The organism is Paenibacillus peoriae KCTC 3763, assembly GCF_000236805.1.
Lineage (GTDB): Bacteria > Bacillota > Bacilli > Paenibacillales > Paenibacillaceae > Paenibacillus > Paenibacillus peoriae.
Map to the genome: position 1 here is coordinate 68,209 of NZ_AGFX01000013.1, position 19,464 is coordinate 87,672.

The 19,464-nt window shown below is 45.4% G+C and carries 14 protein-coding genes and 1 pseudogene; 10 read left to right on the forward strand and 5 right to left on the reverse strand.

The annotated features are described in order from the left end of the window. Positions 1-19 precede the first annotated feature (19 nt). From KQI_RS0109235 to KQI_RS0109280, 8 genes are all read left to right on the forward strand, one after another. Complete coding sequence (locus tag KQI_RS0109235; RefSeq protein ID WP_010346476.1) at positions 20-865, forward strand: transketolase; 846 nt, start codon at positions 20-22, stop codon at positions 863-865. Between the two features lie 3 nt (positions 866-868). After that, a complete protein-coding gene (locus KQI_RS0109240) occupies positions 869-1,804 on the forward strand; it encodes a transketolase family protein (protein WP_010346478.1) in 936 nt (311 codons plus the stop codon). 15 nt (positions 1,805-1,819) lie between these two features. Beyond that, the gene (glpK, locus tag KQI_RS0109245; protein ID WP_010346480.1) at positions 1,820-3,325 is read left to right on the forward strand and encodes a glycerol kinase GlpK; all 1,506 of its coding nucleotides are present in this window, start codon (positions 1,820-1,822) and stop codon (positions 3,323-3,325) included. Between the two features lie 358 nt (positions 3,326-3,683). After that, on the forward strand, positions 3,684-5,630 hold the full coding sequence (locus tag KQI_RS0109250) for a BglG family transcription antiterminator (protein ID WP_010346483.1): 1,947 nt from the start codon (positions 3,684-3,686) through the stop codon (positions 5,628-5,630). Between the two features lie 200 nt (positions 5,631-5,830). Then, the gene (locus KQI_RS0109255) at positions 5,831-6,184 is read left to right on the forward strand and encodes a PTS sugar transporter subunit IIA (RefSeq protein WP_010346484.1); all 354 of its coding nucleotides are present in this window, start codon (positions 5,831-5,833) and stop codon (positions 6,182-6,184) included. After that, on the forward strand, positions 6,184-6,483 hold the full coding sequence (locus KQI_RS0109260) for a PTS sugar transporter subunit IIB (protein WP_010346485.1): 300 nt from the start codon (positions 6,184-6,186) through the stop codon (positions 6,481-6,483). The genes KQI_RS0109255 and KQI_RS0109260 overlap by 1 nt, the downstream gene beginning before the upstream one ends. A gap of 96 nt (positions 6,484-6,579) precedes the next feature. Next, the gene (locus tag KQI_RS0109265; protein WP_010346486.1) at positions 6,580-7,884 is read left to right on the forward strand and encodes a PTS sugar transporter subunit IIC; all 1,305 of its coding nucleotides are present in this window, start codon (positions 6,580-6,582) and stop codon (positions 7,882-7,884) included. Between the two features lie 525 nt (positions 7,885-8,409). Continuing rightward, positions 8,410-9,162, forward strand: coding sequence for a DeoR/GlpR family DNA-binding transcription regulator (locus tag KQI_RS0109280; RefSeq protein ID WP_010346487.1), 753 nt, complete (start codon positions 8,410-8,412; stop codon positions 9,160-9,162). Positions 9,163-9,240: 78 nt separating this feature from the next. On the opposite strand, the pseudogene KQI_RS26735 reads toward KQI_RS0109280, so the two are convergent. After that, positions 9,241-9,911, reverse strand: a pseudogene (locus KQI_RS26735) (ketose-bisphosphate aldolase); the annotation flags it as partial. A 681-nt stretch (positions 9,912-10,592) separates the two neighbouring features. On the opposite strand from KQI_RS26735, the gene KQI_RS0109290 reads away from it, so the two are divergent. Next, positions 10,593-13,169, forward strand: a complete 2,577-nt coding sequence (locus KQI_RS0109290) for a glycosyl hydrolase (RefSeq protein WP_010346490.1) — start codon at positions 10,593-10,595, stop codon at positions 13,167-13,169. 407 nt (positions 13,170-13,576) lie between these two features. Continuing rightward, positions 13,577-14,728: a phosphatidylglycerol lysyltransferase domain-containing protein gene (locus KQI_RS26740; protein WP_010346491.1), complete on the forward strand. Its 1,152-nt coding sequence runs from the start codon at positions 13,577-13,579 to the stop codon at positions 14,726-14,728. A 108-nt stretch (positions 14,729-14,836) separates the two neighbouring features. Here KQI_RS26740 and KQI_RS0109300 read toward each other — a convergent pair whose 3' ends face one another. The 4 genes from KQI_RS0109300 to KQI_RS0109315 are packed head-to-tail and all read right to left on the reverse strand — an operon-like array spanning position 14,837 to position 19,381. Further along, positions 14,837-16,051: an ABC transporter permease gene (locus KQI_RS0109300; RefSeq protein WP_010346492.1), complete on the reverse strand. Its 1,215-nt coding sequence runs from the start codon at positions 16,049-16,051 to the stop codon at positions 14,837-14,839. Continuing rightward, positions 16,048-16,785 (reverse strand): ABC transporter ATP-binding protein, encoded by a 738-nt coding sequence (locus KQI_RS0109305; protein ID WP_010346495.1) that lies wholly within the window; start codon positions 16,783-16,785, stop codon positions 16,048-16,050. Before KQI_RS0109305 ends, KQI_RS0109300 begins: the two co-directional genes overlap by 4 nt. Continuing rightward, positions 16,782-18,236, reverse strand: coding sequence for an efflux RND transporter periplasmic adaptor subunit (locus tag KQI_RS0109310; RefSeq protein WP_010346497.1), 1,455 nt, complete (start codon positions 18,234-18,236; stop codon positions 16,782-16,784). Before KQI_RS0109310 ends, KQI_RS0109305 begins: the two co-directional genes overlap by 4 nt. 35 nt (positions 18,237-18,271) lie before the next feature. Then, entirely contained in the window at positions 18,272-19,381 is a 1,110-nt protein-coding gene (locus KQI_RS0109315; protein ID WP_010346498.1) for a TolC family protein, read from the reverse strand. Positions 19,382-19,464 lie beyond the last annotated feature (83 nt).

A 19,464-nucleotide genomic window follows, 5' to 3' on the forward strand; every position in this document is an offset into this window, starting at 1 on the left:
TTTCAGGAGGACAGACACTATGGAAATCCGAGACTTGAAAATCAAAGCCGCACAAATCCGTCAGGATCTGCTCACCATTATTCATCGTGCCAAAACAGGGCATACGGGAGGCTCGCTGAGCAACACGGACATACTCACCGCTCTGTACTACGAAATCATGAATATTGATGTCGCTAATCCTAAATGGGAGGAGCGCGACCGCTTTGTTGCCAGCAAGGGACATTCCGTCGAATCTTTATGGTGCATTCTGGCAGACCGTGGTTTTTTCCCAAAAGAAGAGCTGAAAACCTACAGCCAATTCGGAACCCGTCTGATTGGGCATCCGAACAATAAAGTTCCCGGTATTGAGATGAATACAGGCGCATTGGGCCATGGCCTCCCCATCTCAGTCGGCATGGCGCTGGCTGCCAAGCGTGACGGGCGATCCTACCGTGTATTCTGTCTGATGGGTGACGGGGAGCAAGCTGAAGGCTCCAACTGGGAAGCTGCTATGGCAGGCGCTCATTACAAATTGGATAATCTTGTCGGCATCATTGACCGCAACGGCTTGCAAATCAGCGGTACAACCGAAGAGGTTATGGGACTTGAGCCGTTGGAGGAGAAGTGGGCTGCCTTCGGCTGGAATGTCATCTCCATTGACGGTAACAGTATGGAGGAACTGGTTCATACATTCCGCAACGCCCCCGAAATTGAGGGCAAACCAACATTGGTGCTGGCAAACACGATAAAAGGAAAAGGCGTATCCTTTGCCGAGGGTATTCCAGCGTGGCATCACCATGTTCCAAACGATGAAGAACTTGAACGCGGACTGGCTGAACTACAGCAAAAAATAGACGAATTATCCGGGGAAGGACAGGTGAGATAAACAATGAACAAAATCCCAAATCGTCAGGTCATCTGTGAAACACTGCTTAGCCTCGCCAAAGAAGATCGGGATATTATGGTGTTGGCTAGTGATTCCCGCGGCTCTGCTGCCATGGCTCCTTTTGCCGCTGCATATCCAGAACAATTTGTGGAGGTAGGCATTGCCGAGCAAAATATCGTCGGGATATCAGCCGGACTCGCGCACAGCGGTAAAAAGCCGTTCGTCACCTCTCCTGCCTGTTTCCTCAGCATGCGCAGTATTGAGCAAATCAAGGTAGATGTAGCCTATTCCGGGACCAATGTAAAGCTGATCGGGATAAGCGGCGGTGTCAGCTACGGCGCACTGGGAATGTCTCATCACTCTGTTCAGGATATTGCCGTAGCCAGAGCGATTCCAGGTTTAATGGTCTTACTGCCCGCCGATCGTCATGAAACCAAAAAAATGACTGAAGCCCTGGTTCAGCATAACGGAGGTGCATATGTACGGATCGGACGCAATGCTGTCGAAGATGTCTATCCGTCCGATGATTATCCGTTCGAGATTGGAAAAGCTGTCACCTTACGAGAAGGATCAGACATTACTCTGATTGGCGCTGGTGAAACTGTCCGTATCATTCTGGATGCGGCTGAGTTACTCCAGCAAGCGGGTGTGAAAGCACGTGTCCTCAATATGCACACCATCAAGCCTCTTGATGAGGAAGCAATCATCGCCGCAGCACGCGAAACCGGAGGTATTATCACCGTGGAAGAGCACAGTGTATTCGGAGGCTTGGGTGCTGCCGTAGCAGAAGTCGTAGTTCAAAATCACCCCGTTCCAATGAAAGTATTGGGCATACCGGATGAGCCGGCGATTGCGGGCAAAACAGCTGAAGTATTTGAACATTACGGGCTTACACCTGGGAATATCAACAAGATTGCGCTCGAACTGATTAACAAGTAAGGAGCTGTAGCTGTAATGAATATCGAGACCTATATTCTGGCGATCGATCAAAGCACTTCCGGAACCAAAACACTACTGGTCAATCGGCAGGGCGAAGTAATTTCCCGTTATTCTTTGGAGCACAAGCAATATTACCCCCAGCCAGGCTGGGTTGAACATGATCCGCTTGAGATATATCAAAATGTACTCACTGCTGCGAAAGGCGTGCTGGAGAAAGCCGGGCTTTCTCCTTCTTCGCTGGCCGCAGTGACCATTACGAATCAGCGCGAAACGGCTCTGATCTGGGACCGTTCTACCGGCTTGCCTATCTATAATGCCATTGTATGGCAGTGCCAGCGGACGGCAGAGGTCTGCGCACGGTTGAAAGATGATGGCTATGAGGATATTATTCGCTCCAAGACGGGACTAATGCTCGATCCTTATTTCTCTGCTGCCAAGTTCAAATGGATTTTGGATCATGTGCCTCATGCATCCCAACTGCTTGCTGAAGGCAAACTGCTTGCAGGAACCATTGACAGCTGGCTGCTATGGAAACTTACGGGTGGTCAAATACATGCAACCGATTACAGCAATGCCAGCCGTACTTCTCTCTTTAACATCCATACCCTGGCTTGGGATATGGATTTGTGCAACATATTTGGTGTTCCCTCCTCCCTGCTCCCTGAGGTAAAAGCATCCGATGCCTTGTATGGCTATACACAGGAAGCGCAATTATGGGACGAACAAGTACCTATATCAGGGATAATCGGAGATTCACAGGGTGCACTGTACGGACACCGTTGCTTTGAAACTGGCGACGCCAAAGCGACATATGGGACTGGAACGTCGGTACTTATGAATATCGGTCCGGAACCCGTGCAGGGCGGCGAAGGTCTTGTCACAACGATTGCCTGGGGTGCTTCAGGCAAGGTTACTTATGCATTGGAAGCAGTTATACGCACGACCGGAGACAGCATAAAATGGACAAGGGACAATCTGGGATTATTCTCGTCATTTGAGGAAATGCAATCCATGGTCACCGGATTGCAGGACAATGAGGGCGTATATCTGGTCCCTGCTTTTGTCGGTTTAGGTGCTCCCTACTGGAATCCCTCTGCACGTGCTGCAATTCTGGGCATGACCCGTGGAAGCGGCAAAGCACATATTGTGCGTGCAGCGCTGGAGAGTATCGGGTATCAGGTGAGAGATGCGGTAGAATTTATACGCGAGCAATCCGGTGTGCCCCTAACGAGTCTGCGTACAGATGGTGGGGCCTCATCCAACAGCTGGCTAATGCAGTTCCAGGCAGATATCCTGGGTACCCATGTTACTCGCTCTACCTGTGCCGAGCTGTCTGCAATGGGCTCTGTGTATCTGGGCGGTCTCGGAGTCGGATATTGGTCGGAACCTAGCATCGTCACTGGAGACACCTCTGATCAGAATCTATATGAGCACTACACTCCTAGCATGGACGAAGTCAGCCGCCAGCGGCTTTATGCAGGTTGGCAGAATGCGGTGCAGACGGTAATACGTTCAGAATAACCGCATACACCATCTTCTCCCGCCAATTGTTGATTCAATCTTCTTCATTTATTTTTTGAGTTTACTACAAGCTTCCGGTTATTTTGCAGGTGTTGCACTTGGAATAATCGGAGGTTTTTAATTAACAAATTGGAACCGCTTAACATTTTGAATCTACTGCTAACTCATTCAACTCTTTGCGTTCGCAAGGGATTTTATTATTTTTACCTGCAGATTTGATTTTACATCATCTTTGGATAATATCTTATATGTTATCAAACTCTAAAATCAGTCTTAACAAATGAAGACAATTATTCTGTTCATACTTGGTTCAGTGTACACTGCATTTATTCTGCTTTACAGAAAGGGGGCACCTTGAATGAATGCGCGTATGGTTTCAATTCTTCAGCACTTGCTGGCTGCCGACGCTCCTGTCAAAAGTGATTATCTCGCCAAATTGATCCAGGTTACTTCACGTACCATCCGTAGCGATATCCGGGAACTTGATGAATTCCTATCCAAGCACGGGGCAGCAATTGAACCTGTTCGTTCAAGGGGATATGAACTGAAAATTACGGATAATCGTAGTTTTCGTGCGCTGCTGCAGCAGTTGTTCCTATCCAGCGAGCCCGATGATCCAGGTTCTCCCGGCTACCGGCAATTGTATTTAATAAAGCGTCTCCTGCTCGCTGATCATTATGTGAAGCTGGAAGACCTCGCAGATGAGCTATATATAAGCAAGTCTACGGTGCAAAATGATTTCAAAGAGGTTAAACAAACCTTACAAAGCTATGGAATCACCATTGACAAACGGCCGAATTACGGAGTCAAACTGAAGGGTGATGAAGTGCGACTGCGGTTTTGCTTGTCCGAATTTATTGTAAGCCGTTCTGAAGAACAAGGCGGAACACTTCATGCAGCGCTGCGCATCGTCAGCCCCCGCGAAATGACACTGATCTGCGGAATCATTCTGGAACAGACTCAGAAATATGAAGTGACGCTATCCGATATCGCTTTCAGCAATTTATCCATTCATATTGCAATCGCCTGCAAGCGTATCCGTGACGGGAACCAGGTGGCCATGCTCTCAACGGAAATAGGAGATCTGCGAGGCACCGATGAGTTTCGGGCTGCCGAGCATATTGCTGAGCTGATCGGAAAGGAATTGCAGTTGTCTTTTCCTGAAGACGAGATCGCCTACATTGCCATGCATCTTGTCGGAAACAAGTGGTTTGTCGGGATTGAAGGACAGCAAATGGAGGACATGGGACCCGAGAAGCTGTTGGACCGGAACATCTATGAACTGGGCAAGGAAATGCTCGCCGAGATCGACAGGGATTTGAACCTGAACATCAGCCGTGATCCGGAACTGCTCATAGGTATCTGCCTGCATCTGAAGCCAGCGCTGAACCGGGTAAAGTACGGGATGAACATCCGAAACCCCATGCTGGATCATGTCAAGAGCAACTATCCTCTGGCTTTTCAAGCAGGAGTCATTGGTGCCAAGCTGATCGAGAGCAAGCTGAATATTGCGATCCCGGAAGCGGAGATGGGCTATCTGGCCATTCACATCGGAGCAGCCATCGAAAGACAGCGTATGAACACCCGGCCAAAACGTTGTCTGGTCGTCTGCACTTCAGGAGTCGGAAGCGCCCGACTGCTCAAGTACAAACTGCAAAGCACTTTTGGCAGCTCGCTTGAAGTGGCGGGTACAACGGAATATTACAAGCTTCAGCAGGTTCCCCTGCATGACATTGATTTCGTGGTGAGCACCATTCCCATTCAGCAGCCATTATCCGTTCCGGTCGTGGTGGTGCAGACGCTTCTTGGCGGCAGCGATATGAACAAAATTGAAAGTTTGCTGGCTGGTGAAGCCGAGTTTGCTTTTCACTACATCCGGGAAGAGCTCGTATTTCTGAGACAAAATTTTACCACCAAGGAAGAGGTCATCTCTTTTCTGGGCCAAAAAATATATTGTGAAGGGCTGATCCGTTCTGCCGAAGGCTTTATTGGACTCGTTCTGGAACGAGAACAGGCTGCACCCACGGCTTACGGAAATTTAGTAGCCATTCCCCACCCTATCATTCCGCAAAGCAATCAAACCGTATGGTCGGTCTGCACCCTTCAACAGCCTATCGATTGGGGCGACAAACCCGTGCAGTTCATCTGCCTCCTCAGCATTGAAAGAAACGGCAAAGAGCCACCGGCCAAAATGTATCAACATCTCATGGAACTGGTCGACAATTCGGATATCATCCAGCAGATGTTAAAATGCGAAACGTACGAGGAATTCTCCAGAATTATCGTTAAATATAAGCTGTATTGATACCAAGCTCCAAAGAAGCATCCGGCTGATATTCACAGAACGGGTGCTGCTTTGGAGCTTTTTGATGTCCCTCCCTGTTCTTGAGCAGTAACGATCAATGAATTTCCGCTACTGGCGGAAAAGACTTGGGTTTAGATCTCGGATGTAAGCCTTTACACTGAATCTGTAAGCTAAAGAGAAAAAAGCATGAGGTGAAAGAGATGGATGAGTATCAGGAAATCATAATGGGAATTATAACCAATTCTGGCGTTGCCAAGAGTAAGGCGATGGAAGCGATCTCTCTGGCTCAAAAAGGTCATACACAGCAGGCGGCAGAGCGGCTTGAAGAAGGCAAAGCCGAGTTAGTGAAAGCGCATAAATTACAAACGAGGCTGATTCAACAAGAAGCGGGCGGAACCGTCCACGAAATCACACTGCTAATGGTACATGCTCAAGATCACCTGATGTCGGCCATCACAACTAAAGATCTGGCTGGCCATATGATCGAGCTTTACGCCAGATTGAATCGCTATGAAGAAATATCAAATCACACTTCAATCGGAGGGAACAATTAATGAAACAAATTACACTGGTATGTGCTGCTGGAATGTCTACAAGTATGTTGGTACAGAAAATGCAAAAGTCTGCCCAAGCGCAAAACCTTGAGGTTGAAATCAGAGCTACTTCCGAAGGTTCTTTTAAAGAATATGCTGACAAGACGGATGTGCTGCTGATTGGACCACAGGTCGGCTACCTGGAGGATGATTTCAAGGCAAAATATGAACCTCAAGGCATGAAAGTAAGCGTTATCAACACGATGGACTACGGTATGATGAACGGTGAAAAGGTGCTGGGAGACGCGCTTAAGCTGTAAAGTTCAAAGTTAGGTGTTTACCCATCTGCCAAAATGGAAGCGTTCTCTCATTTATTTTATACGCGAATGAAAGTCTAAAGCAGGAGTTGAATAACTATGGCCAACCAACAAAAATTCTCTCATAAGCTTCAAAAAGTGGCGGGCAAAATTCAGCAAAACCGTTACATGAGCGCAATTTCCAACGGGCTGATGTCCACCCTTCCCTTTCTGATTATCGGCGCTTTTGCAACCCTTTTCTCTGCGCTTGCTTGGGAGCCTTACCAGAATCTCATTGCGCCCGTGAAGGGTATCATCGAGTTGGCATCGACGATGACCACCGGCATCATTGCTCTGTATGCCGTGTTTTTTATAGCCTACAGACTGGCGCAAGCTTTTGACAAGGACCCCCTTGTTCCGGCAGCAACCGCCCTTCTCTCTTTTCTGATCGTCACACCGGTTCAGACCTTTGATAAAGTCCGGGCCTTGCCGCTCCAATGGCTCGGCGCACAGGGATTGTTCGTCGCCATGTTCGTCGGCTTGATTGCCGCACGGTTGTATATTTGGATTGTCGATCGCAATTGGACGATCAAAATGCCTGACGGGGTTCCGCCTACCGTTGTCAAAACCTTCTCCGGATTGATCCCGGCTGTCTTGGTAGCACTTGTGTTCGTCATCGTGGCCGGTCTGTTCATGCAGACTCCGTTCGGTACGGTTCACGATTTAATCTACACTTATCTCCAAGTACCACTAGAAGGATTGGGCGGATCACTCGGTGCTTTGATTATCGCGCTGATCATTATGCAGGCTCTGTGGATGTTCGGGATTCACGGGGCAATTGTTACACTCGCTATCGTTCAACCGATCTGGTTGAGTCTGGATCTGGCTAACCTTAACGCTTTCCAGGCAGGCACTCCGCTTCCGAACATTATCGGGATAGCTTTTTGGTTCATCTATTGCAACTATGCACCGATGCTCGGCTTCGCCCTGCTGTTGGTTTTCATGGCCAAGAGTACACAGCTTCGCACCATCGGGAAGCTTGGTCTTCCGGGTAGCTTTTTCTCGATTCACGAGCCACTGATCTTCGGAATTCCCATCGTATTGAACCCGTTGCTGGCGATTCCGTATGTCTTTACTCCTATCATTTGTGCGGTACTCGGCTATATTGGCACCAACATCGGCTTGTTGCCGGCACCCATCGGGATTTACCCGGCTTTCGGCACCCCCATCTTTGCTCTGGGCTTCATCGAGGGCAGTTGGAGACTGGCCGCCGCACAACTGGTGCTAATTCCGATCAGTATGCTGATCTACTATCCGTTCTTTAGAGCGCTGGACAAACAGGCGCTGAATAAGGAACGCGAAGCGCAGGAGCAATTGAAACAACAGCAAGCGAGTGAAAACGTAGCAAGTCCTGTCATCTCATAATAGTAAAATAGTAAAATAGTAAAATAGAAAAAAAGCAGAAACGGCGGATGGCAAACGATCGCCGTTTCTGCCATGGCAACCGTTAGGAGAGGAAACATTTGATTAAACTGAGCATTGCTGAGAACTGTGCAAGAGCAAATCACGATCATCGATATGCATGATTTCGAAGCGGATGTCCTGCTCATCGGCATTAGAAAGTAACCAAGTTTCCTATTTAATTACATCTACTTTACGGGTGGTATCAGCTTACGCTGGTACTCCCCCAAATAAAAAGCCCACCTAGAGCCTCCAGATACGTCTGAACAACCTCGGTTTTGAACACCTCGCTATAAGCCTGAAATGCCTCTCCCTTTTTTGCCATATGAAAAACCCCCTCCAAGTATTAATCCAAACCCATGATATGAAGTTGAGGTTTGCTCATTTATGTGGATTTTTCATTTCAGGTCGCTTATGATGAATTTAACCATTAAAATTGTCGACTGTGATCAGAACTTTAACTAAAAATGTCATTAGGAGAATCAACAAATGATCAAATCGCAACGAATTAATCAGATTAAGGAATACGTTTTTGAGCATGAATCGGTATCATTGGAAGAACTGGTGGAGCATTTTGGAGTATCCAAGATTACAATCCGTAGAGATGTTCAGTCTCTTGTCGATTCCGGGATCATAAAAAAAGTGTATGGTGGGGTTTCTGTCAATCATTCTACCCTTGTTGTCTTCAACGAACGACGCGATCAGAATTTCACCAAGAAGCAGGAGATTGGCAGGCTGGCTTCCCAGTTCGTTGAGGACGGGGATGTTATTTTTGTTGATTCGGGGACGACGACCTTGGAGCTTCTACCTTACATTCAACACAAGCAGCTTACGATTGTAACGAACAATTTTGATTTTATTCATGAAGCTAAGCCCTTCCCTTCCCTGTCTATCTTCTCTACGGGTGGCATGCTTGAGCGTAAAACGAATTCTTTCGTCGGCTTTCAAAGTATTGAGCTGCTTAAAAAATATAACATTAACAAAGCTTTTGTCGCTTCAACGGGCATTTCGATTACGAACGGAGTAACTAATTCATCTCCGCTAGAGACCGACCTTAAAAGTACAGTTGTGGAAAAAAGCCTGAACGTGTATTTAATGATTGATGACAGCAAATTCGACAAATATGCCCTCACTACGTACTGCTCTCTCAGCGATATTGACTATTTGATCACCAACAGCACACCAAACTTAAGCTACCAGCAATATGCATCAGAACATGGTATCAAAATCGTGACGCCATAAGCTCAAAGCCAAAAAAGCAGCACGTTCCGTCCTGGTTACAGTGAAGAAACATGCTGCTTTTGTATAGAACGCTATTATTTATTTTTTTAAACTGACCGCTTTACGACTCGAGCCAAATTCACGAATTTTGGCACGCACCGTTTCCCGAATCGCGTCTCTCGCCGGAGTTAATATTTTTCTCGGTTCTCGTTTCCAAATCCTCCGTTAGCGTGTTACGCAACTGAAGTGACCAGGCCGTCACACATTCGGTGTTGATATTCACTTTAGCATGACCTAGCTTGATCGCCCGGTCGAGTTGATGCTTCGGTATCCCCGAAGCACCGTGCAAAACCAGAGGAATGCCGACCGCTCGCGAGATCGCATCCATCTCGTCAAAGCCGAGCTTCGGTTCTCCAGCATATTTGCCATGTACGGAACCCAGTGCCGCTGCCAGTGCATCAATACCTGTTTCTTCTACGATCCGTATGCACTCATTCAGATCTGCATACTGAATACCGCCGATCAGGCCATCTTCCATACCACCTACCGTACCGACTTCCGCTTCTACGGATACACCAGCAGCTGCATATGCTGTGACCTTTCTCGTATCCCGGATATTATCCTCAATCGGGCCATGGGAGCCATCGAACATGACAGAAGTGAAGCCCGCATCAATCGCACGCAGGCAATTGTCAACCGTCTTGCCGTGGTCCAAATGCAGAGCTACAGGAGACCTGAATGTTCTTTTCCTCAACAAGCGTACTTACCATACGCTCATCATCTCCTTTCCAGTCACTCTTCTAGCTGAGGCCCATCTTCTTATTTTTTTTAATCTCTATGTAAACTCGCTCATTTATTTATGATTTATTGTTTATAACGATAAAAAAATGATCACATTTTGGTTATGTATTATCATTTCTCGTTAATTTCCATCAACATTAATATATATATACGCAACAGTATCTAAAAAAACATATAAAAATAGGCCCCCAAATCACGGATCTCCTCCGTAACAAAGAGTAATCATTGATTTTATTTATCTCTTCTCTCTTTAAATTACTAGAATCTATTTATTTGTTAATAAATTTTATAGTGAATTTATAACTTTCAAAAAAGAAGATTTCATAAAATTAATGACCTATATTCCTTAATTAAACGAAGTACAAGTATGCTTCAACTGCCCTCCACTCAGTATTTGTCCTTCCATGCAAAATCCGATATTTTAATCAGCCCGATTTTTCTATTTTCAAATGGAGAACTAAAGGGGTTGGCGTTGAGGAAAAGAAGAGTGGAAGGACGTAGGGATTGTGGAAAAAGAAAGGGCAAAACTTTTTAATGTTGATACATTTACAAAATTTGGCGAACGTGCTATGTTTACTATGAAATCGCCGCCATGAGTTGACAGATTTCGAGATTATTTATCAAATTTTGCACAGAAAGGAAAGATGAAAATGAAGAAATTGCTCAAAAATGCAAGCGCACTTATGCTGGCATTTACTCTGCTGCTTGGAATGCTAACAACAGCGCCCGTTCATGCAGACACCACACTTTTCACGATTGAAGGCGAAGACGCCCAACTCACCTCCGATCTTCAAGTGGCGACTGAAATTTACGGACAACCCAAGCCCGGATTCTCTGGGAGTGGATTTGTCTGGATGCAGAATTCCGGTACAATAACCTTCACAGTGACTGTCCCGGAAACTGGCATGTATGCGATCTCCACTCGGTACATGCAGGAGTTGAGTCCTGACGGTAGGCTTCAATATTTAACCGTTAACGGAGATACCAAAGGTTCGTATATGCTGCCTTATACGACCACGTGGTCGAATTTCGATTTTGGCTTCCATAAGCTGAAACAAGGAAGCAATACCATCCAACTGAAGGCCGGTTGGGGATTCGCTTATTTTGACACCTTCACTGTGGATTATGCTAAACTTGATCCCTTGAATGTGCAGCCTGTCCTCACCGATTCTAAAGCCACACCGGAAACTCAACGTTTGATGAATTATTTAACGGAGGTTTACGGCAACCATATGATCTCCGGTCAGCAGGAGATTTACGGAGGCGGCAATGACGGCAATACTGAGTTGGAGTTTGATTGGATTCACAATTTAACCGGAAAGTATCCGGCAATCCGCGGCTTCGATTTGATGAACTATAATCCGTTGTACGGTTGGGAGGACGGCACAACCGATCGGATGATCAATTGGGTAAATAAACGGGGCGGGATCGCGACAGCTTCCTGGCATATCAATGTGCCCCGAAATTTCACCGCCTATCAGCTCGGGGATTCTGTGGATTGGAAGAACGCCACCTACAAGCCGACGGAAACCAATTTTAATACAGCCAATGCGGTGGTTCCCGGTACTAAAGAATATCAATACGTGCAGATGACCATTAAGGATTTGGCGAAACAGCTGCAGATTCTGCAAGATAACAATGTGTCGGTTATTTTCCGTCCTTATCATGAGGCGGAGGGCAACGGCGGGTTGAAAGGGGAAGGCGCGTGGTTCTGGTGGGCTTCGGCAGGCGCGGATGTGTACAAACAGCTGTGGGATCAGCTCTATACCGAACTTACGGAAACGTACGGCTTGCACAACTTGATCTGGACCTATAACAGCTACGTGTATAGCACTTCTCCCGCATGGTATCCTGGCAACGATAAGGTGGATATTGTCGGCTATGATAAATACAATACGGTCTACAACCGCTATGACGGTTTGTCCGGCGTACCCAATGAGGATGCCATTACCTCGATTTTCTATCAGCTTGTTGATTTAACCAACGGCAAGAAAATGGTGGCCATGACGGAGAACGACACCGTCCCAAGCGTACAGAATCTGACAGAAGAAAAATCGGGATGGCTCTACTTCTTGCCTTGGTATGGCGAGCATCTCATGAGTTCCGCTTTTAATTATCCAGACACCCTAAAAACGCTTTATCAAAGTGATTATGTAATCACGTTGGATGAGCTGCCCGATTTAAAGGTTGACGATAAAACCCCAAGAGCGTCCATCACACCTACAAACCTCGAATTTGACAAATATGCGCCCAATCAAAGCGACAAATCCATAACCGTGAATTTTAACGACAATACGTTAACTGCTCTCCGAGCAGGCGCCAATGCATTGACCGCGACTAAGGATTATACCTTGAGCGAAAATACGCTGCTGCTGAAAAAAGAATTCCTGGCTGCACTGCCGGTTGGCGAGCATTCGATCGTCTTTGATTTTAATCAAGGACAAGATTCCGTCTTAAAAGTCAAAATTGTCGATTCAACACCGAGCGCTGCGATTACGCCCGTGAGTGCGACATATGATAAAGCGGAGAATCTGCAACAGGATATTCCTGTATCCCTTACTTTAAACGGACACCAGCTTGCAAGCATAACAAATGGAAATTATACTCTTACATCGGGACAGGATTATACGGAATCAAGCGCTGCTATCGTTCTGAGCAAATCCTATCTTGCCACGCTGCCGCTGGGCCAGAATGCGATAACCTTTCATTTCAGCGGAGGAAAAAACGCTGTTCTTACAGTAAATGTAGTGGACAACAGTGTTCCTGTACCGGCGGGAGACTTGACGATCCAAGCCTTCAACGGCAACACGAGTGCCTCCACCAATGGAATTTCACCCAAATTCAAATTAGTCAACACCGGTGATTCGGCGATTAAGTTAAGTGATGTAAAACTCCGGTATTACTATACGATTGACGGGGAAAAAGCACAGAACTTCTGGTGCGACTGGTCCAGTATCGGGAGTGCGAATGTAACCAGTAAATTCGTTAAACTGGCGACTCCGGTTGCCGGAGCCGATTATTATCTGGAAATTGGCTTTACGAGTTCGGCTGGAACGCTTAATCCCGGCCAGAGCGCAGAAGTTCAAGCTCGGTTCTCCAAAACCGACTGGTCCAATTACAACCAGGCTGACGATTACTCGTTTAAGGCATCCAGCAATCAGTTCGTAGACAATGAACAGGTTACCGGGTATATGAACGGGAAGCTTGTATGGGGGACTGAGTTGTAAGGAGGTAAGAAATACGGGTTGGATCGGGGGCTATCCCCTGCTCCAACCCTTTTTGTTGTTTTTAACCGATTCTCTCGTTAATAAAATGGTCAGGCTCCATCAAGACACTGTATATGCTACAGGATGTCTTTATGGGGCCTATTTTTTATTTATTACCATTTTATTGTAAAAGTACACTCACTCATCAGGCACACTGCAATAAAAGAGTGATGTTATAATCACCTTTAAATTCTTTAGATTTTCTTTAGAAATATTCATATGAATTCCTTAGTTTTTTTTATTATGATTTCTAAGTCTATAATCCGTCCATGCACCAGACAGTAGATCGGTATTGAAAATTCTTAAGTTGGACGTTTTTATTAACTAATATTCAGATGATTATGAGTAAAAATGGAGTCGACGACACAATGAAAGATATGTTTCTTAAGCTTAAATTTCTGCAAATGTTGTGGTTCTGTGCAGGGACATTTACTATGACTGTTCTTCTTGGTATTAATGGAGCATTCATTGCGATGACGTCTATAATTACATTGCGTCCACATCGTTACCGAGGAAGACGACCGAATGAAACCGATACAGAGAAATTAACGCAGTTTATCGCAAAAGAAAATGGTAATGTTTTGACTCATCTTCTGTATCTAGGAGACAAATGTTTTTATTGGGCACAACAGGATCAAATTTTAATTCCTTATTCGCAAGTCCGACAAAAATTAATAGTACTCGGCGATCCAGTAGGCGATAAAACACTTGTCAGTGCTGCAATCCAAGAATTCCAGCGTTATGCGAACCAATATGGATTATCCGTTGTTTTTTACCAGGCAACTCCAGAATATCTATCGATTTATCATGAAAATGGCTATAAATTCTTCAAATTAGGCGAAGAAGCTTCGGTTCCGCTAAACACATTCACATTAAGCGGGAAGAAAAATCAAAACTTGCGAACTGCATTAAATAAATCCAATCGAGAAAAACAGATATTTGAAGTTCTCGCCCCACCCTATCACTCAGAATTAATATCTGAATTGCGTCAAATTTCGAAGGAATGGCTCGGCAATCGTAAAGAGAAGTCTTATTCTTTAGGTTGGTTTAACGAAGCATATATTCAGCGCTCACCCTTAACACTGCTTCGTAATGCTGAAGGCCACATTTTGGCTTTTGCAACATTAGCCCCAGCTTATGATCAAAATAAAGTCATTTCCATTGATCTAATGCGCCATTTAAACGATACACCAAATGGTACGATGGATGTGCTATTAATACGTCTAATTGAATGGGCTAAAGATCAAGGTTATTCACGCTTTAATTTGGGGATGTCTCCACTCTCCAATGTCGGTGAAAACCGAAATGCACACTACAAAGAAAAATTAGCTCGCCTTATATTTAAGTATGGGGAACACTGGTATGGATTTGTCGGATTACGCCGATACAAAGAAAAATTCTCTCCCGAATGGCAATCAAGATACTTAGCTTATCCAGCGGGTATGACATTCCCTTTACTAACACTTGATCTTGTCCGGCTGGTATCTCGCCGCCGAGAACATGTACACGAAAAAAGTTGATTTAATGTTATACGCAATAGTTCAATTCCTATATAAGTTGAAAATGAAAAAAAGATATAAGCGCTCTTTGTGACATCCAGAGCGCTTATATCTTTTTTGTTAATAAAATTATTCGTATCTCAATGCATCTATAGGCTTCAAGCTCGCTGCTTTATAAGCTGGGTATACACCGAATAGGATGCCGGTGCCTGCAGAGCTAAGGAATGAATATAGGATAGGTGTGAGCGTAAATTCAATGGTCATATGAGCCGTTGCTTCAATTATTTTGGAGGCTCCTATGCCAGTAACAACCCCGAGTATACCTCCCATCAGACCGAAAATGACCGCTTCAGACAAAAATTGAATCATAATATCTCTCGGCTTGGCACCGATCGCTTTCCGAATACCGATTTCTCTTGTACGCTCTATAACGGAGACCATCATAATATTCATGATTCCGATGCCCCCTACCACGAGCGATATTGCGGCTACACCTCCCAGCAAGCTGCTCATGATATTATCTACACCTAAAGCTGCACCTGCTGCTTCGGACAGACTCATTACTTGAAATTGATCCGGTTCCGAGGGTTTTAGCTGATGTGTCATACGCAAGCTTTCCAATATATCTGATCGAGCCTGATCCATCAAAGCTGGTGAATTGGCGGACACATCCAGGCCGGTAATATTTTTCTCACCCAGACGGTTCATCATGGTTGTAGCAGGGATGTAAATTTGGTCATTCGAACTGTAGCTTAAATTCGTAGCTGGCTGAGAATTCAAGACTCCGATCACTTTGAAAGGGAGCTGTTTCATTTGAAACGTTCGTCCAATCACGTTCTTGGTATCGCCGCCAAACAGACGTACAACCGCTTTGCTTTCCAGAATAGCCACATTCATACGTTTGTCCAGCTCATCGTTGGTAAATGTTCTTCCCTCGGCAAAGGAAAACTTTTTGACTCTATAAAATGAAGCGGATGTCCCTACAATGGTTGCATTATAGTTATATCGCCCCCATACAGCTTTTGAACTGCTTGAAATACGGGGCATCAATGCCGCGATCGAATTTTTTTGTTCCAATGCCTTGACATCATTCCACGTAAATGAGGGCAAGTTATCCCAGTTTACTTCTTCCTCGGTCATTGGCATGGCTGGAGCAACCATAAGCACGTTATTTCCTAATTTATTGATCTCGTTCTTAATCTTGGCCTTAGAGCCGTTTCCGATTGCCATAATGGCAATGACCGCTGCCACCCCGATAATAATACCAAGTATCGTTAAAAATGAGCGCAGCTTATTGGTCGTTAAGCTATTCATTGACACACGGATCGTTTCCATCAAATTCATAGGCTTACCATCCTTGATGAAATCCGTCTGTTCGTAATACGTTCATCCCGCTCAATATTACCATCCCGAAAGCTGATCAATCGTTTGGCATATTCCGCAATTTCCAGCTCATGAGTAACCAGGACGATGGTTTTTCCCTGTTCATTCAGCCCTTGAAACAGTTCCATAATCTCGATACTCGTCTTCGTGTCCAGTGCACCCGTAGGCTCATCCGCCAGCAGAATAACCGGGTTATTTACCAATGCTCGGGCAATGGAGACACGTTGCTGCTGACCGCCAGAAAGCTCGTTAGGCTTGTTATACATCCGTTCTGCAAGACCTACGCTCCGAAGCGCTTCTATGGCTCTTTCCCGACGTTCCTTGGCAGATACACCTGCATACATCATAGGCAGTTCCACATTGGCTAATGCTGTAGTTCGGGGAAGCAGATAGAATTTCTGAAACACAAAACCCAGCTTCTGATTTCGAATCTCCGAAAGCTCGTTCTCACGAGCATCTAATATGGAATACCCATCCAGATAGTACTTCCCGGTATCAGGATGATCAAGGCAGCCAATCACATTCATCATGGTAGACTTGCCCGAACCAGATGGCCCCATGATAGCAACAAACTCACCTTCGTTAATGGATAAATTCACACTGCGTAGAGCCTGAATCTCCTGACCGCCTACCTCATACATTTTTTTCAGTTCTTTAATTTCGATAACAGTTTTATGGGATTGAGTTTCGCTCATTGTGGCTGCCCCCCTCCACTGCCATTTAGGCCAGCACTGCTGTTCTGAGGAGGAATAACAATGGTTTCGCCTTCCTTGACACCGGACTTGATCTCGGCCTGATCCGCTGTATAGACACCCAGTTTCACCGGCCTAAACTCATAATCTGCCGGATTGGCGGCGTTTTTCGCTACATATACTCCATCCACTCCACCTTCGGATCTCAAGGCGAACAATGGCACAGACAGCGCATCTTTGCGCTCAGCCAACAGAAGTGATACATCCATATTCATCCCTGGTTGCAGCCTTATGTTTTGGCTATCCAAAGACAATTCAATTTTGTATGTAGTCACATTGGATTCCGTAACCGGCTCTGGAGAAACAAAGAGGACTTCGCCTTTAAATGCTTTGTCCGGGAATGAATTAGAGTGCATTGTAGCCTGAAGTCCAGTCTTCAATTTAGCGATATCACTTTCGTTAACCTTGGCACTCACCTTCATAACCCCTGTGTTGGAGTTATTCATTACGATAAAAGGTGCGGTAGGACTGGTCCCCACATCACCGTTGATTTTCAAAATGATCCCGTCCCACGGCGCCGTAACCTGTAATTTGTTCAGGACACTTTTCTTCTGCTCCAATTCCGTTTCAGCCTGCTGTAAAGAAGCCTGTGCAGATTGAATGTTGGAAGCTTCAGGCGGGGATTGTGCAGTCTTTAATTGTATTAAAGCTGTTTTATAGCCCACTTCCGCCTCCTCAATCGCCTGATTTTGTTTGGTCTGTACCTTCTTGTACTGCAGCTCGGCATTACTCATATCCAATTTTGCCTTATCCAGGCTTTGCTTGGCCGTCGCCAGGTCACTTTCTGCAACCGCATCATTCTGAACCAGATAAGACTGGTCATCATAATCCTTTTGGGCTTTATCCAAAGTCACCTTGACCGACACTTTTTGTGCAGCGGCTTCCTCTAATTCCGTCCCGTCCTTGGCTGTTTTTATCGCCATCTGTGCCTTCAGGACATTTGCCTTTTGCAACTCGATATCATTGAGCTTCGGTCCACGCTTGGCTTCCACCAGCTTGGCTCTGGCAATCGACACATTGGATTCGGCATTTTTAATTTGTAATCTGGCATCTGAATCATCTAAACGGGCTAAAATCTGGCCCGCCTTGACGCTATCTCCTGCTTTGACATTAACAGCAATGAGCTTGGCACCCTCGACATTTGTAAAATTAATATTGACTTCCTTGGAAGCCTGCACGGTCCCGGTCACGGTAAGCGACTCGGTCATATTGGTTTTCTGTACCTGTACGATCTGGTTTGCAGGGCCCTCCACGGGCTTTTCTTCCCCCCTATTCATATAAACAGTACCACCAATTCCCGCTATAATGATCAAGACAAGAATGCCTGTTATTCTTTTCAACCTTCTTCTCTTTCTTACTACTTGCAATTCATCTTTCTTTTCTTTTTCCGACAATGTCATATCCCCTTAAAATGTATTTTTTCTAACCACTATACGCTCCACGGTTTGTTTAAAGCCTGTTGCAGCTGTGTCATTTGGACAATCAGTTCATCCATATTCCGTTCAATTTGCTTCACTTTTAACTGATTCGTAGCGACCTCCGTACCAGTAGCAAATCCACGTTCCTTTTTCGTACGGGAAATGTTTAACACTTTATTGGCGTTCTGTAGATTACTTTGCATTTGTTCGTATTGTTCATCATTTTGCTGTAGATTAAAGTACATACTCTTCAATGTTTCTGCCAGTTGGTCCTTGGTATTTTTAAGTCCGCCTTCCGCCGAATCTACATCAATCTGTTTAATTTCATAATCATCAGTTCCTGAGTTCCATGTGTAATATTTAATTTCCATCTTGGCCAGTTTGACAGACTCCTCTTGTTTCCATACCGAAGGACTCGCAGAGATTGCACGCGTCACCAGCGTATCCAAATTCGTGTTATCCATTTTCCGGTAAACAGGCCGATCAACCAGTTCATACGCCGTACCTTGCGGTTGCCCCATTAGCGTATTTAGCGAATCCAGCGCTTTTTGCAGCGCAGCTTTTGCAATGTCAACATTCTTTTGTGCCTCTATACGAGTCTGAATAATGGTGCTTTTATCACCTGGCGAAATTTTTCCACGGTTAGCCTTCGCCTCAGCAGCTTTTTCCTCCAATAACGCAAGCGCAAGTGCATCCTCACTACCCTTCACTTTGTTATCAGCCAGAAGTACATCATAATAATTTTTCATTGTCGTGTAGTCTGTCTGATCTTGGGCAAGTTCGATTTGCTTTTTGGATTCCAAATAAGAAACCGTCGATGAGGCATACCCCTTCCATGCTGAGCTACTAGCCACATCCTCTCCACTGTTGCCCGTACCTGCTGGAATGAAATCCAGGTTCTTACCTGCATTTTTCAGCATAATTCGGTTGCGATCTATCGTTTGTTGGGCTTCCTTCAAGCTAAAGCTATTGGATCGTGCCCATTGCTGGGCTTGACTCAGTGTTAATTTCACACTTGCTTTGCTAGCCTGCTGCTGTCCCTCCTCCGCTTGAACAAAGAACGCTGAAAAAGAGCTGGCCGACAAGGCTAACAGCAATAAAATGAACATACGTTTTTTCATGGGAACCTCCTCTTTCTAATTTTTATAAAATAGTATAAATACGATGTTATATGACCTTATATACTTATTTACGGTTGATTTAG